The organism is Roseimaritima multifibrata, assembly GCF_007741495.1.
GTDB classification, from domain to species: Bacteria; Planctomycetota; Planctomycetia; order Pirellulales; family Pirellulaceae; genus Roseimaritima; species Roseimaritima multifibrata.
Window position 1 is genome coordinate 2,874,920 of the sequence record NZ_CP036262.1, and the last position, 15,307, is coordinate 2,890,226.

Consider the following 15,307-nt stretch of genomic DNA (forward strand, 5'->3'; position numbering starts at 1 on the left):
TTCTTTACTTGCACGCCATTACCATGACCGCCAACGTAAAAACATTTGCAGATCCCTCTGCTCTCGCGACCGCATTCGCTGCCGACTTTGCCGCTTGGGTTCCCACACAGACTCAGGAAAAAATCAATGTGGCTCTCTCCGGTGGAAGCACGCCCACCAAACTGTTTGAAGTTTTGGCGGCGGACTATGGAGACAAAATCGATTGGTCTCGGATTCACTTCTACTGGGGCGACGAACGCTGCGTTGCTCCGGACGATCCGGAAAGCAATTATGGCGTTGCAAACGAATTGCTATTTAGCAAACTGAATATCGCTGCGGAAAATATCCATCGCATTCACGGTGAGGACGATCCCGACGAAGAGCGTTCACGTTACGAGAACGAAATTTACGGAGAAGTCGAAATTGATGATGACGCCATTCCGCAATTCGATTTGGTCATCCTTGGCTTGGGGGACGATGGACACACGGCTTCGATTTTCCCACACCAAAGCCAGTACTTGAAATCCGATCAAGTTTGCGAAGTCGCGATCCATCCCGAAACGGCACAGAAACGCATCACCCTTACCGGCCCCGTGCTAAACGGAGCTCACAAGGTTGTATTCCTGATTACCGGAGCGAACAAAGCCGAAGTTCTGCAGCAGGTGATTCAGAAGACGGGTGATTTCGAAAGCTTCCCCGCTTCCCATATCGGCGCTGCCGACCTGACCTACTATGTCGACGAAGCGGCTGCTGCGAACCTCGGCTAAATCATGCCGAATTCGATTCGCCAATACTTCTTCGTAGGCGAGTTCACAACACACAAACGTTAAGCCTCTTCGCCCTGCGGTGGGGGCTTGATGGGAATTCGTGCACGGTTGAAAGCTGAGGCGGTTGCGGCGGGGGGGGCCCGCACTGAAGCTGGCTGCCGGGGGAGAGAATTGCAAGAGGCTGTTCCGTCGGGGATTTAGCACTTTGCGATGCTCCGTTTGTCTTTCGCAGTCTTTCACGCGGCTCGTGGAATCTTGTGCCATGCAGCGCGATCAGGAGAGAAACCTTTTCGTCAGCCCCATCGCACGGCAAGTGAACCGATCGCTCGCTCGCTTCAACCTCGCCAAGCTGTTCTTCTCTGTAACGATCCGCGCCGTCGATGGTCAACCAAGGCTTTCGCGCAGGATCCCATCGGCGAATCGATGGAAGTCGCCGGTCTAGCGGATCGGTATCCTCTATACTCATTGTTAGTGGTGAATGAACAACAGGAAGCGCACGCTTGTGCCGTCAGTGAGATAACTGAGGATTCACCGCGGAGAATCTGCAGCAATGAAATACGTTTGGACTGGCTTGAAGATCGCACTTGTCGTGGGCGTGTTGGGTGCCGTTTTCTATCAGTATAAATTTTCGCGGGTATCGGTGCTCGCCCACCCTGTTGGACGTGGCACGATTGTCGGGGAAGTCATGGGGACCGGCACGCTTGAAGCCCGCGTCGAAGCGAAGGTCAGTCCGAAGATCGCCGGCCGCGTTGTGGAATTGTTGGTTGATCAAGGCGATCGAGTTTCGGCAGGAGATCTACTTGTCCGTCTGGACGACGATGAATTGACGCAGCAAGTTGCGATTGCGACCGCCAATGTCGATGCCGCATCCGCGGCGATCGAGCGTCTTAAAACCGATAAAGAACGGGCGGAAGCCGTCTATCAACAGGCTCGAAAGAGTCACGATCGCGTCCAGCAATTGGTCGGCAAAAATGCGGCGAGCGTTGAGGATGAAGAGAAAGCGTCCGAGGCTTTGTCGGTCGCCGAATCTGGCATTGCCCGCGCTGAAGCCGCGATCGCCGAAGGTCAAAAGAATCTTGTCGCTGCCGAAAAAACGGCTCAGTATCACAGCGCTCGATTGAACGATACCGAAATCCGGGCTTCGTTCGATGGGCTTGTTGTTAAACGCAGTCGTGAACCTGGCGACATCGTCGTGCCCGGTAGTTCCATTTTGACGATAATCTCCACCGACGAACTATGGATCAGTGCGTGGGTGGATGAAACCGAGATGTCTTCACTGGAATCTGGCCAGCCGGCACTTGTCGTGTTCCGCAGTGAACCCAATCAATTTCGTTCCGGCGAAGTCGCTAGGCTCGGGCGTGAAGCCGACCGGGAAACACGTGAGTTTATCGTCGATGTAAAGGTGTTGGAGCTGCCAAAAAACTGGGCCGTGGGGCAGAGGGCGGAGACCTTTATCAAGGTCGCCCAGCATGATCAGGCACTGATTCTGCCCTCGCTGTGGTTGATTAACCGAAATGGAGCAACTGGCGTTTTTGTGAATGTGAATGGGGTGGCGGTTTGGCGGACTTTGTCGCTAGGTGTTCGCAGTCGCGAGTCGGTGGAGGTGTTGGAGGGGCTTGAAGAAGGAGAAGTTGTGATTGCGCCCGAAAACGCCGCGACGAACCTAACCGAGGGAAGACGTGTTGTGGAAGTTGCCAATTCTTCCGAAAAGAAATCATCATGAATCTTGCCGTCAAAGACATTCGCCATAATTTGGGACGTTTCGCACTGACCGCCGTCGGTATGGGTATGTTGTTGATGGTCGTGATGGGGATGGGGGGTATCTATCGTGGGGTCGTGGAGGATGCAACGTTATTGATCGACCGGGTCGACGCGGATCTTTGGATCGTGCAACGAGGCACTCGCGGGCCGTTTGCCGAATTGTCGCGACTCCCGTCGAACTTGGTTTATCGTGCGGCCGCGGTACCCGGTGTCGCTCAATCACGCGAGTTCGTCTATCACACGATCCAACGGCAGCGCGATGGAAAGCCACTAAGGATTGCTGTGCTAGGTCTTAGCTGGCCGACCGACCGGGGCGAATGGATACCGCTGACAACAGGGCGGCCGCTCGGGCAGGCTCATTTCGAAATCATCGCCGACAAGACACTTGGGCTTGCAGTCGGCGAGAAGATCAAGCTTGGCAAAGAAACCTACAAGGTTGTCGGAACGACGACCAACATGATCAGCTCTGGCGGCGACGGGCTGGCGTTTTGCACGGTTTCCGATGCGCTGGCGATTCAGTTCGACACGCCCGGCGAAGCGGTGCGACTTGAACGGGCCGCACGCGAAGCGAGGGGCGAGAAGTTTGAACTTGCGATCCAGCAGCCAACGATCCTCGAAAACGCATGGAAACCGTCCAGTCAACTGCCTGGCATTGCGAGACCGCAGATCAGTGCGGTGATGGTGACGCTGTCACCTGGTGCGGATGCGGACCGGGTTGCGGAAATCATTTCGGGATGGGGCGACGTATCGGTGTTTACCGCCGAAGGTGAACGAGAATTGTTGCTGAAGGGAAGCGTCGAGAAAGTACGACGACAAATTGGGCTGTTCCGCGTTCTGTTAACGTTGATCGCAGCAATCATCATGGCGCTGATTCTGTACACGTTGACGCTTGATAAAATACATTCGATCGCACTCTTAAAACTGATTGGAGCCCCTAACACGGTCATCCTCGGATTGATTTTGCAGCAAGCGTTGATACTGGGAATGGTCGGATTTGCCATTGCTTATCTGGTGGGGCGGCAACTGTTTCCGATGTTTCCCCGCCGTGTCATTTTGGCGGATGCGGACTTGATTCAGTTGGCAGCGATCGTGCTGGCGATTTCGGTGGTGTCCAGTCTGCTTGGCATCTGGAAAGCGTTGAAGGTTTCACCGAACGAGGCATTGGCATGAGCGATTCGAAACCACTTGCTGTCGAAGCTGAATCGCTCACGAAGATTTACGGTTCTGGCAATACCGAGGTCGTCGCAATGAAAGATGCGTCGATGAAAGTCGCGAAAGGGGAAGTCGTTGCACTGCTTGGTCCCAGTGGCAGCGGCAAGTCCACTTTCCTGACCGCCGTCGGACTAATTAATCCACCGACGTCGGGGCGGATCACCATCGGTGGCAAACTGGTTCTGGACGGCGATACTGCGCACGCGAACCTGCGTTCCTTCCGCCGACAGCACCTCGGTTTCATCTTCCAAAAGTCAAACTTGATCCCGTTCTTAACCGGTCTTGAGAACATTCAAATCGCGATGCAGCTGAATGGGGAATCGGCCCGGTCGTCACGCAAACATGCGATGGAGTTGCTTGATTACTTAGGCGTTGGCGACCGAGCCAACAATTTCCCCTCGATGTTGTCAGGGGGCCAACAACAACGGATCGCGGTCGCCCGAGCCCTTGCCAATCATCCCAGCGTGATCTTGGCTGACGAACCGACCGCCGCTCTCGATGGGCACCGCGGACGCCAAGTGATGGAACTGTTCGCTCAAGTCGCCCACGAACAATCGGCTGGCGTGATCGTTGTCACCCACGACCAGCGATCGCTGGATGTTTTTGACACCATCTATGAAATGGAAGACGGACAAATGAAAAAATCCCAAGGCCTTCCGCACTAGATGTTTTTCATCAAGGGCGAAAAGGCATTGGGAATTTCAATCGCTTCGATAGACGCACGGTCTTCTTTTTCAATAACCCCTTTATCGATTTTCGATTCGGTATAGGGCTTTTGCGGTCCGCAGGTAGATCGCACCATCGGCAACGGCTAACGATGCTAGGGACCGTTCCTCAAGATCGTTTTCGGCCAATAATTCAAATTTGCGGCCGGCCTTCATGACGGTTGTTTTGCCCTCCTCGCTAGTGACGTATAGGTGGTCTCCGATCAGGGTTGGAGAGGACGAAAAACCGCCGCCCAGGCGTTCTTTCCATACCAGTTCGCCGGTCGTTTGCTCAAAGCAGGAGACGATGCCGTCGTCGCTGACAACAAATACCAAGCCATCGGTTGCAATCGGAGAAGGCGTTTTGGGAATCGCTTTCTTGGCGACCCAGTCGACGTGGGTGTCGGTGATGTCCCCTTTGCCTGTTGGCTGAATCGCCATCAGGGTCGATCGCATGAATCCTGAAATGACAAACAGCCGGCCATCCGCATAAACCGGTTTGGGAATCACTGAAAATCCATCGTAGGCAACCTGCCAGATGATTTTTCCCGATGCGGGGTCGAGGGCTAAGACACAATCGCTTCCGGGGGCGATGATTTGAATTTGATTGTCGACATCGATCACCGTCGGAGTCGCAAACGAAAACTTGCGAGCTGAATCGACCGGCCGTGGAGTCCGCCAGGCGAGTGATCCGTCTTTGGTGTTTAACGCTGCAACCGAAGGCGAATCGCCGCCGTCACAGGTAAAAATCAGTTTCCCATCGGCCAGCACCGGAGACCCACCATTCCCGTGAGTCGGTTTGAACGAAAGATCGCGATTGACCCACTGCACATTTCCTTGGCGATCGGTGCAGGCGGTTCCTTGGTATCCGAAGTGGATATAGATCCGATTCTCAGAAAGCAGCGGCGTGGGGCTGGCGTGGGAATTTTTGTTGTGAATTTTCGGAGTCGTCGAACTCTCTTGTTTCATGAGTTTGACGGTTTTTTCCAACGAGCCTGTCGCTTGGTCCAGGATCAGCAAACAGAGCACTCGGTCATCCGAGCCGTCGTCACTTGGCATCGCTGCCGAGAGGTAGATTTTTCCGCCTCCAATAACGGGCGATGACCAGCCTTCGCCCGGCAACTCGGTGCGCCAGGTGATGTTCTCCTCCGGCGTCCATTTGGTAGGAATTGAAGGTGCCAACGAAGGAACCACCCCATCCCCTCGAGGTCCGCGGAATTCTGGCCATGCGTCGGCTGCTAGGCTGGTCGACTGGAAACCGACAGCCATCAGGATGGTGCAAAGGGCAGGGCGAATCATGGTCAACCATGCGGAGGCAGACAACGGCATACGAATATTCCAAGTAAATCGGGGTGGAGATTCGGGGTCGGGACGCCCACCGTTCGTTCGGTTGGCACCTGAATTGTAGTCTCCTATCCCTCTGTAGGGAATCAACGCCATACCTAGGCCATTTGCCATTTTCCATTCGACTGAACGCCGAAAATCCAAAAACAAGGGCCGGTTGCTCTCAGCATGGCAAGCAACCCACATTCGGATCCAACATAACCACAAAATCTGCCCGTCCTATGCAAGCTGTCAGGTATCGCGACCGGACAGCTCGAGGCTTGCTGATTTAGTGATTGTCGCCGTTCGCTCCGCAAAAGAACGCTCGCTTTAAGCTTCTTTCGAGCAGCCAACCGCTACAATTTTTCTCCGCTTTCGATTGAATCAACCGCCCGCTCGCGCCGTTCGGCTAAGAAACAAATGGTCGCGAACGATGGGTCGCTTTCCGCTTTTACGAAAGCCAAGAATGGACGAGAACCGACTGTTCTCACTCGATTTCCCCTTTTTTCTTAACAAAAACTTGTCTTGGGCTAGGGGGGGCGTTTCGCCTAGACTGCCACTGTGGCGGTTCCGTTTTGGTGCAGCCCTCTTTTCCTAGGATATGAGCGTGTCATGGCGGACCGGAATATCAGTAGTCGCTTCTTTCAAAATTTGCGAGACCGGACTCAGCAAAGACGTGGAGAACGGCGCCGGCGTAAACGGACGACGGTGCTGTTTGGCCTTGCGCTGCTAGCAATGTTCGTTTTGGGGCTTCCTAGCATCGTTTCCAAAATGGGAATGGTCGATGGAATGGTCGGAGATGCGGCGGCTGGCTATGACTGGGACGTCGAATTCGAATCCTTGGAATTCGGTTGGGTCACACCGGTTCGTATCCAAGGGGTATCGGTTTTAGGGAAATCCGGGGAAACGCGCGCCAAGTTGGATGTGATTGAAACCGATTTGACTTTGATGGATTTGCTTCGGCAGCCGACCGATTACGGCACCATCCGGGTTCGTGGACTGGTCGCAGAGATCGCCGTGGCGGATGGGCGAAGCAGTCTGGAGGATGATCTCGCCAAATTTATGAGTGAAGAATCAAGCGGGCCGCCCGTGTTGGCAACATTGGAAATCCAGGATGCCTCCGTGACGGTTTCCGATAAAGGGAGCGGCACCGCATGGTTTGCTGGGAATATTCAATCGACCGTCGCCCTTCGCGGCGAGGACGTCCAGGTCCAAGCAACTTCGGTTTTGACCGACCCCGTGGGAGCTAGCGGTTCACTTGAATTGGGAGCCGTTGTGTCGATGTTGCCGGGGCCACTGCCCGCGGACGCCTCTGCATGGCAAACCGAAATTCGACTAAAAAGTGTTCCTCTTCACGCGATCACGTTGCTCAAGCGAAGGTTTCCGGAATCGGCCAGTTCGTTGCCGGATCGGCTGAGCGGTGACGCTAGCGGATTGATCGTCGCTTCCCAGCAAGGTGACGGTGCCCTGTTAGCGAACTTCAGTGGCGTCGAAGTCCGCCAGTTGGTCGCCGTCGACCATCGCTTGGGAGATCGCACCTGGACCAATCAGATGGCGCGTCTGAACGGACGAATGGTCTACCAAAACGAGGCACTCCAGACCGAGCAACTGCAAGCGGCATGCGATTTCGGAAATGTCACGATGACGGGAAATTTTCCGATTCCTAGTAGTGCCAGCCCATCGTTGGCTTGGGTCGAAACCATTAGTGGCAGCGGAGATGCCGACATCGACCTCGCTAGGTTGACCCGCGCGGCTCCCGGATTGTTGCCGCTGCGAAGTGGAGCCGAAATTTCGGAGGGACGAATCGTCGCCAAAGTGAATTCTGGTCTTGGCGGGGACGGCAGTTATCGAACAAGTCTTCTGGTCGAGAGCAGCCCACTGCGCGGCACAGCTTCCGGACGCCCTATCCAGCTGGAACCGGTTTCGGTCGACGCGACGTTCGCGATCTTGAACGGGAGTGCAACGGCTGAAAAAATAAGTATGACCAGCGCCTTTGGAACGGCCATTGGGAAAGGTGACCTCCGTTCAGGCACCGGGGAATTTCGCCTGGATTTCAGTCGTCTGGCAAGCATCTTGCAACCGTTGGTGGAGATGCCTGAAGCGAGTTTACGAGGCAACGCAAATGGCAGTGTCCGTTGGGCCGCTAGTGAGGGGAATCAATGGAATCTGAGCGGAGACCTAGCAGCACAAGGATTGTATATCCAATTGCCAGCGGGGCAAACGATCCGGCAGAATCGACTGCTGGCAAAGCTGGAAGCGGTCGGTGTTTGGGGCGGCGATACGTTAACCGAACTGAATCGATTGAATGCCGAACTGGAAGGGGATGGAATCACCTGTCAGGCGAAATTGTTGCAGCCCGTTAACCGTCCGGTCGATGGAAATCCGCTTCCACTGAACGTCCAGGCGACAGGCAATTCGTCCGACCTGATGTTGTTGGCGGCTCCGTGGTTGCCCGCCGATCTGAAGTCGATCGATGGGACCTTTGCGGCAAACTGTAACCTTCAGCTTGCCGCCGACCACGGCCAAATCTCCGCGGCAAGTATCGATCTGCAGCGTCCGCAGTTGGTTTGGGTTGAACAGCGGTTCTCACAGCCCTATTTGAAGTTGCGTTTTGAGGGTGTGTACGCATGGCCTGAAAACACTTTGGCTGCCAATACCTTGACGCTCGAAGGGGAAGCGGTTTCGTTTGCTGCCGTCGGCCATTCTGCAATCGAATCAACCCAATTGGAAATTGGTTGGCGGATGAATTTCGAACGATTCCAGAACTCCTTAGCGTCCACTACGGTCAAAGGGAAATCAGACGTTCAACAGGTGAACTATGTCGATAATCGGGTGCCGAGTACTGATCCCGGTTATGTGTTGAAAGGGACCGGCGAAGGGACAGCAACTTTAAAGGGTAGGGATGGACTGTGGTCGATCGATACCGATCTGACGGCGATGAATGTGTCGGTTTATCAATCGGGAGGCACGACTGCTCCCGCAGCAAACGGTTTTGTTGGTCCCGTGCGAAACATGGGGCCTCAACCTACCGCGACAACCGCATTGTGGTCGGAGCCTAACCTCCAGGTTCAGGGCGTGTTCCGCTATGACGATACGACCGGAGGAGCGGTTGCCGATAAGGTACAGATTGAAAGCGAGTGGTTCCGAACAACCGTTAATGGGCATTTAATCTGGAATGATATTCTGGGCGAAGTCAGCTTGAAGGGGCCCGCGGAGATTCGTATGCCGTTGGTCGCTAATCGATTGTCCGCGTTGTCGGGTCAACCTGTTGAATTGACCGGCGTGCATTCAGCGCCTCTTGATCTACTGGTGCAGCGTCGTGCCGATGGAGCGCTCGCGGTTGACCTTCGCGGCTCGTTGGGATGGCAGTCTGGAAGGATCTCCGGAATCGCCTTTGAATCGGCTGTGGCAAATTTTAAGGTAACGGACACGACCGCGACGATCGAACCGACGACGATACCGATGGAACTGGGGCGTCTGCATATCGCAGGCGATGTCCACTACGACCAAAATCCCATTTGGTTTGAGCAGCAGCCTGGGCGGTTCGCCGAAAATATTAGGCTTGAACCGGAGATGGCCAGGAAGTGGCTGAAATACCTTGCCCCATTGGCCGCCGATGCGACCGAGATTGCGGGGACCATTGATTTGGATTTGGCGCAGTGTGTGGTCGTTCCTGATCAACCAGAACGCACGCTGGTTTCTGGGCAGTTGTCGGTGCAGGGCGTCGAACTGAATGCCGGACCGCTAGCCAATCAAGTGATCGCCGGAATCGAACAGCTGAAGAACGTCAGTCGTGGGCTGACCGCCGGGCAGCCGGCCACTCGGACGCGTCGTCTGCTGACGATCCCCGCTCAGGTTGTTGAATTTGACATGCGTAACGCGGTAGTCACTCATCAACGCATGTACTTCACCGTCGATGATGCTCGCGTGATCACAAGCGGAAGCGTCGCTGTGGATGGCCGCCTAAGCATGACCGCGCAGGTTCCTCTGGATGCCAATTGGTTGGGGCAAGACCTGCAATCATTGGCGGGGGAGTCGATCACCTTGCCCATTTCGGGAACGCTTTCGGCGCCTCGATTGAATTCAGCTGCCATCGGCCAAGCCATCACCAGCTTGGGAGCGAAAGCGGCTCAGCAAACGGCTGAAAATTATCTGCAGCAGCAAGTCAATCGAGGCCTCGAAAAACTTCTTGGGCGGTAGCACCGACACTTTCGTCGCTACGCTCGCCAGTGCGTGGACGGGGCCGGAAACCGTCACCAAGCGATTTCACATCGCGGCGCGAAAGGCGACGCTCACTAAATCGACAGCTCGGTTCGTTTCTCGCGGCTTTAGATCGTGGTCGAGGAGAAGCCGCCGTCGACGACGATATTTTGGCCGGTGACAAACGACGAAGCTTTGTGAGAAGCCAACCAGATAACCGCTCCGGCAAGTTCTTCTGGTTTGCCGAATCGAGCCATGGGCGTATGTCCGATGATTTGGCCGCCGCGATCGGTGTAGCCACCGTCTTCTTTGAACAGCAGTTTTCGATTTTGTTCGCCGGGGAAGAATCCGGGGCTGATCGCGTTAACGCGAACGCCTGCGGTCGCCCATTCGCGAGCCAAAAACTGAGTCAGGTTGATGACCGCTGCTTTTGCTGCCGAGTAGGCAACCACTCTGGAAAGTGGGATCATTCCGGACATGGACGCGATGTTGATAATGCTTCCTTGTCCCGTTTCAAGCATTCCCTTTGCAAAGATCTGCGTCGGCAACATCACTCCGCCAGAAAGGTTTAGTTCGAAGACTCGGTCCCAAGCTTCGCGAGGAAGTTTGCAGAAGTCACCGCCGGGAGGAAGCGTTGCGTCGGGGTGATTGCCACCCGCAGCGTTGACCAGGATCGAAGGGGTGCCCAGTTGATCGGTGATCCGGTCACGAGCTTCCGAAAGCGATTCAGCTTGCAACGCATCGGCTTGTTGAAAACTTGCGACGCCTCCGGCATCGACGATTCGCTTCACGCATTGGTCGCCACGTTCTTGGTTGCGTCCGACCACAACCGCGTGGGCACCGGCTGCGGCGAGGGCTTCTGCCATTGCGCCACCAAGCGCTCCGGTTCCCCCTAAAACGATCGCAACTTGCTTGTTTAGGTCAAATAGATCGATGGTCACAGTCTGTACTTTGAAAAAGGAGGATTCAGAAAGATTGCAGGCTAGATACCCGCGTAGGGAAGGTCGTTTCTGCGGATCGAAAGCGGCTGCGGACCGCTACTCTCCGGAAACATCCACGACGGCCTTAAGAACGCCTGCATCGGGCCGTGTGTAGGTTGGGAAGGCTTCAATCATATCATCCCAACTGACGCGATGGGTGATCCAGGGATCGGTGTTGATGGTCCCTTCTTCGATCAACCGAATGATGCGAGCAAAATCGGTTGGCATCGCATTCCGGCTAGCCTTGATCGTCATTTCCGGCTTGTGCATGACCGCGTGCGGGAAACAGAGTTCTTGGTTCGTGATCCCAACGTATACCAAGGTGCCGGTCTGGGCAACGTAGTGCATTGCACCGGTCATCGAATGAGGGTTTCCGGTGGCGTCAATGACCAGGGCAAAGCGATCTCCGTCGGTGATTTCCATAATCGCTTGCTTCGCTTGCTCGGGATTTTCGAATTGGATTCGGTTCTCGATCCCGTAAGTCTTTTCACAGAAATCCAGTCGCGATGCAACTTGGTCCATGACGGTTAATCGCGCGCCGGTCAGTCGTGCGAACTCGATCGCTGACAATCCGATCGGACCCGCGCCGATCACCATCACGTGGTCCCCTTCAGCCGGCGCTCCACGGTCGACAGCATGGCATCCGATCGCCAAGGTTTCGACCAACGCCAGCTGTTCATAAGTCAGTGATTTCGACACGTGCAATTTGTCTGCACGGATGAGAAAACGTTCGCACAATCCACCGTCGCACATTACCCCTAAGGTCTGATTCGTTTCGCAACAGTTGGTGAACCCACGGCGGCATGCGTAACAGTGTCCGCAATTTAGGTAGGGTTCGATACTGCAGGAATCACCGACCGAGACGCTATCGACATCGGGCCCAAGTTCTAGGACTTCGACGCCCAGTTCATGACCGATGATTCTTGGATAGCCAAAGAAGGGGAACTTGCCCAAGTAGCCACCGACGTCGGTACCGCAAATCCCCATGCGATGGGTTTTTACAAGGACCTGCCCTGGCCCCGGCGAACCCGGATCCGCGATCGTCACTTGCTCAAATCGTTCCGGCTTTAGCAGGGAGATAGCACGCATTTCTCAATCGCCTTTGAAGTGATTTATGATCGCATTTACCGGAAAGCATAAACCGTATGCAGGGCGGTGTTAACCCGTGCCGGGGGGCTGGAGAGCCAGACGCAGAGACGAATCCTCCGGAGCTTTGAGCAAGCTTTTTCGTGGTTCGTGTCGCTCCCTGATCGGTACTTAAGGTCGGCAGGCAGCCGCGGTGTACCGATGCTGATGAAAGGGCCCACGCGTCACTGCATCGGCTTTGGGACTGCGTGTCAGAAGGAACGGCCGACGTTTTCGCGGCAGGTCGGGCGTTCTACTGCTGGCGGGCATCCAGAAACGGCGGTTGCCAGCTGGGGGCAAGCGTGGCGTCGTTCAGGTTGATTCCCGCAGCAATTTGTCCACGGTGATTAAGGAAGGGATGATCCTTCGTTAAGACGGCATCTTCGCGTCGCATGAACTGAACCCGGCCATCTTCAAACAATAGATTGACCCCTTTAGCCTCATGCCCGTAGTTGCCGCCTGATAGTCCTTCGGAATCGCTTTGCTGATCCTTCATCGGGACATCCCCCAGGATCGCAAATGAAGATCGTCCTTGGTATTTCGCTGGGCGATAGACCTTGCCATCCATCACCCCCAAACTGAATCCGTAACTACCCCCGCTATCGCGTTGGAGTGCGGCCAGTTGTGGGCTGCTTGAAGCCGCCAGTTGAGTGACCGTTGGGATCGATTGTCCAAGCCAGTTCGGGCGATCGAGCGATGGGCACCATAGCAGGCTGCGGGAATCGATCAGGCCGGCTTCGTGCAATCGCACCGCATAGATCCCTGCAAAGGCTTCAGGGCCTTCTGCCTTCAGTGCAGGCAGTTGCTGACGAGGATCGCTGAGGGCGTAGTTTGTAACTGCCACCCCGATCCGCCGAAGGTTATCCTGGCAACTGATCTTTCTTGCTTCATACCGTCGGTTCAGGATGCTTGGCAGTACCAAACTGACCAGGACCACCGCCGCGACTCCGCTGGCAATGACGTCGCTCCAACGAAAGCGATCGGATTGTGCGAGATGGGCTTTGCCCAACGCCGATATTCGGGAGGTTGTAGGTCCCGAGGTATTGGGTTTGTCGGTGGTTTCGCTCGATTCTAAGTCACCGTCGGAATGTGCCGGAGTCCCTGAAAGTGGGGGGATGCCGGCCATCGTTTTGGAGATCAAATCGGACGGAGGCTGAAAGACCGTTGGAGACGTATCTTCCTCAAGTGGCTCCATCGCAGCCTTCAACCGAGCTAATTCCGCTCGTAGTTCAGGGCTCGCTTGCAACGCCGCTTCGACTCGGCGCATTTCAAGCGGTTCGAGTGCGTTGAGCAAGTATCCTAAAAGGTCTTCATGCATGACATGAACCGTGGAAACGAGAAGGAAACAGCTTGGTGCGCGAAAGGAATTGCTAAGAAGAGGCAATGCAAACCGAACCATCTAACTTGATTCGTTTTTACGCCACCGCACGGCTTGGGCCGCATCGGGCACCGGGGGGGCGTACGGTTTGTTGATTTAGAGATTGTCCCCTTTCGCGCCGCGAAAGGCGACAATCTTTCTCCGCTTTGGACTAAATCAACAGGCCGCTTGCCCCGTTCGGTTCCCTCCCGATCTTGCAACTTCAACCTCTTACGCTGTTTCTACGCAGCAAAGTTGCTGCGGGTTCAATGGATCGCCAGGGCTATGGCAATGAATTGACTGCGTGGGAGTCTTCCCACATGTTTCGCAGTTGTTGCACGGTCGCGTGCATGCGGCTCTTGACGGTTCCGACTGGAACTTCAAGGCATTCCGCAGCTTCGCGATATTTCATTCCCTGGTAGTAGACCAATTCGATAACTTGACGCATTGGGTCGGCGAGCGAATCGACGGCCTGACGAACCCATTCGCCATTTTCTTTCATGGAAGCTTCAAAAAGCGGATCCGGAGTCGCTCCGATCAGCGTTTCGCTCCATTTCGTCTCGTTTTCGCCCGCGACGTTCACTCGGTCAAGGCTGGCGATGTTGTGACGGCGGTTGCGACGCTGAAGGTCGATCGCTTGGTTGGTCGCAACGCCGTACAGCCAAGGGCGAAAGCGTCGCGTCAGATCGAAGGTTTCGATTCGCAAATGGATTTGTAGGAAAGTCCCTTGGAAAGCGTCTTCTGCCATCTCGTTGTCTCCCAGGTACCTGCGGAGATAACAATAGATTTCGTTTTCGTAGCGCCGCATCAATGTCTCAAACAGCGAGCGATCACCCGTTTTTTGATACTCAGCCAGCAACGTTTCGTCGCTCGCAGCTCCCGAATCGGGTAGTGACATGCCATGGACTCCCACATTTCCGCAGTATTGAAAAGCCAAACCTGCTCCATAAAAGCCGTAAACAGGTCTGCGGAAGGACCTGTAGCAAGCCGTCAAAAAATAGAAATAAGAACCGGAGCAGGAACGTTTGACTGGATTCGGTAGAAATAAATGAAATATGCCGAATCCAGCTCAAGTCCATATTATCCTCGATGCCGAGTGCTAGGTCAAAGCCTGAGGGGCTAGGGCCCCAGAAGAATGCAAAAAACTTGAGTTTTGCGGCTTTGGCTGGATGGCATCGTTTCATTATCAAAGAGGCCACGATAAAGGAAGATTTTCCGGTTCTTCCGCTAAAAGGCTTTTGCTTCGGGGCGTGCAATTTTTAAAGTTGGCGGATTGCAGTCGTGTGGCAAACGCCGAAAATCCCAACCCGCTGCGTGAGCGAGGGATTGCAGACGGTATTCCCGGTCCCTCGCTTGCGCAGCGGGTTAGGATTTCGAGGCTGCCGCCAGCCCGTTTCAGGGGCGGTCAAGCGTTAGGGGAATCGCCTGCTGCCGAAGCGTTTCAATTTTCTTGACCATTTCGCTTTCCGGAATGGTGCCACGCGAACAAATCGCGGTGCTATTCAGGATCGCAGACAGAAGTCTGTTCGTTTGTTCAGATAGCTCGGTCAGTTTTTCCTGGACCCATTGCGGGTCTAGATCAACCATCCGTCCTTCCATGCGGTAGGTGTTATTGGCTCGCTCGCGGCGTTTCAGTCCATCCGAATCCGCGATCCACTGATGGTCGTCGAAGAAAAGACGCTTAATTTTTCCCTCGGCGGTGAAGTGAAGGACGGGCTGTTCCCCAAAGTAAATGCTCGCTGCACCGGTTGGGCGGAATCCGATAACACACGGTTCCGAGTGCCCCGGGACCTGCCACTCGGCTCTTGCGGTCATTGCTGTAGCATCGCGCACGAGGTCTTCGCGTCGCTCTGGGGAACGTGCCATTTGTATCGCCTGGGAGAACTTTTCCGGTTTTGA

General features: G+C 55.0%; 11 protein-coding genes. 5 read left to right on the forward strand and 6 right to left on the reverse strand.

Features of this window, described 5'->3' with window-relative positions; all coding sequences use genetic code 11:
* Window positions 1–23: 23 nt before the first annotated feature.
* The 4 genes from pgl to FF011L_RS10500 all read left to right on the forward strand — a co-directional run bounded on the left by pgl (window position 24) and on the right by FF011L_RS10500 (window position 4,384).
* On the forward strand, window positions 24–746 hold the full coding sequence (gene pgl / locus FF011L_RS10485) for a 6-phosphogluconolactonase (protein WP_145351630.1): 723 nt from the start codon (window positions 24–26) through the stop codon (window positions 744–746).
* Window positions 747–1,296: 550 nt separating this feature from the next.
* Window positions 1,297–2,469 carry an efflux RND transporter periplasmic adaptor subunit gene (locus FF011L_RS10490; protein WP_145351631.1) on the forward strand — a complete coding sequence of 391 codons (1,173 nt, stop codon included), beginning with the start codon at window positions 1,297–1,299 and terminating at the stop codon, window positions 2,467–2,469.
* The gene (locus FF011L_RS10495) at window positions 2,466–3,677 is read left to right on the forward strand and encodes an ABC transporter permease (protein WP_145351632.1); all 1,212 of its coding nucleotides are present in this window, start codon (window positions 2,466–2,468) and stop codon (window positions 3,675–3,677) included. The genes FF011L_RS10490 and FF011L_RS10495 overlap by 4 nt, the downstream gene beginning before the upstream one ends.
* Window positions 3,674–4,384: an ABC transporter ATP-binding protein gene (locus FF011L_RS10500; RefSeq protein ID WP_145351633.1), complete on the forward strand. Its 711-nt coding sequence runs from the start codon at window positions 3,674–3,676 to the stop codon at window positions 4,382–4,384. Before FF011L_RS10495 ends, FF011L_RS10500 begins: the two co-directional genes overlap by 4 nt.
* Before the next feature lie 81 nt (window positions 4,385–4,465).
* Here FF011L_RS10500 and FF011L_RS10505 read toward each other — a convergent pair whose 3' ends face one another.
* On the reverse strand, window positions 4,466–5,881 hold the full coding sequence (locus FF011L_RS10505; protein WP_246109852.1) for an outer membrane protein assembly factor BamB family protein: 1,416 nt from the start codon (window positions 5,879–5,881) through the stop codon (window positions 4,466–4,468).
* 477 nt (window positions 5,882–6,358) lie between these two features.
* On the opposite strand from FF011L_RS10505, the gene FF011L_RS10510 reads away from it, so the two are divergent.
* Entirely contained in the window at window positions 6,359–9,946 is a 3,588-nt protein-coding gene (locus FF011L_RS10510; protein WP_145351634.1) for an AsmA family protein, read from the forward strand.
* Window positions 9,947–10,074: 128 nt separating this feature from the next.
* Here FF011L_RS10510 and FF011L_RS10515 read toward each other — a convergent pair whose 3' ends face one another.
* The 5 genes from FF011L_RS10515 to FF011L_RS10535 form a co-directional block, all read right to left on the reverse strand.
* Window positions 10,075–10,887 (reverse strand): SDR family oxidoreductase, encoded by an 813-nt coding sequence (locus tag FF011L_RS10515; protein ID WP_145351635.1) that lies wholly within the window; start codon window positions 10,885–10,887, stop codon window positions 10,075–10,077.
* Window positions 10,888–10,983: 96 nt separating this feature from the next.
* The gene (locus FF011L_RS10520; protein ID WP_145351636.1) at window positions 10,984–12,015 is read right to left on the reverse strand and encodes a zinc-binding alcohol dehydrogenase family protein; all 1,032 of its coding nucleotides are present in this window, start codon (window positions 12,013–12,015) and stop codon (window positions 10,984–10,986) included.
* Between the two features lie 289 nt (window positions 12,016–12,304).
* Entirely contained in the window at window positions 12,305–13,369 is a 1,065-nt protein-coding gene (locus FF011L_RS10525) for a DUF1559 domain-containing protein (protein ID WP_218933121.1), read from the reverse strand.
* Between the two features lie 322 nt (window positions 13,370–13,691).
* Window positions 13,692–14,306 (reverse strand): RNA polymerase sigma factor, encoded by a 615-nt coding sequence (locus tag FF011L_RS10530; RefSeq protein WP_145351638.1) that lies wholly within the window; start codon window positions 14,304–14,306, stop codon window positions 13,692–13,694.
* Between the two features lie 497 nt (window positions 14,307–14,803).
* Window positions 14,804–15,274: a hypothetical protein gene (locus FF011L_RS10535; protein WP_145351639.1), complete on the reverse strand. Its 471-nt coding sequence runs from the start codon at window positions 15,272–15,274 to the stop codon at window positions 14,804–14,806.
* Window positions 15,275–15,307: the final 33 nt, after the last annotated feature.

Coding starts and splice junctions, on each gene's coding strand:
- pgl (WP_145351630.1), top strand. CDS start 24: ATGACCGCCAACGTAAAAACATTTGCAGATCCCTCTGCTCTCGCGACC.
- FF011L_RS10490 (WP_145351631.1), top strand. CDS start 1,297: ATGAAATACGTTTGGACTGGCTTGAAGATCGCACTTGTCGTGGGCGTG.
- FF011L_RS10495 (WP_145351632.1), top strand. CDS start 2,466: ATGAATCTTGCCGTCAAAGACATTCGCCATAATTTGGGACGTTTCGCA.
- FF011L_RS10500 (WP_145351633.1), top strand. CDS start 3,674: ATGAGCGATTCGAAACCACTTGCTGTCGAAGCTGAATCGCTCACGAAG.
- FF011L_RS10505 (WP_246109852.1), bottom strand. CDS start 5,881: ATGGCAAATGGCCTAGGTATGGCGTTGATTCCCTACAGAGGGATAGGA.
- FF011L_RS10510 (WP_145351634.1), top strand. CDS start 6,359: ATGGCGGACCGGAATATCAGTAGTCGCTTCTTTCAAAATTTGCGAGAC.
- FF011L_RS10520 (WP_145351636.1), bottom strand. CDS start 12,015: ATGCGTGCTATCTCCCTGCTAAAGCCGGAACGATTTGAGCAAGTGACG.
- FF011L_RS10525 (WP_218933121.1), bottom strand. CDS start 13,369: ATGCATGAAGACCTTTTAGGATACTTGCTCAACGCACTCGAACCGCTT.
- FF011L_RS10530 (WP_145351638.1), bottom strand. CDS start 14,306: ATGTCACTACCCGATTCGGGAGCTGCGAGCGACGAAACGTTGCTGGCT.
- FF011L_RS10535 (WP_145351639.1), bottom strand. CDS start 15,274: ATGGCACGTTCCCCAGAGCGACGCGAAGACCTCGTGCGCGATGCTACA.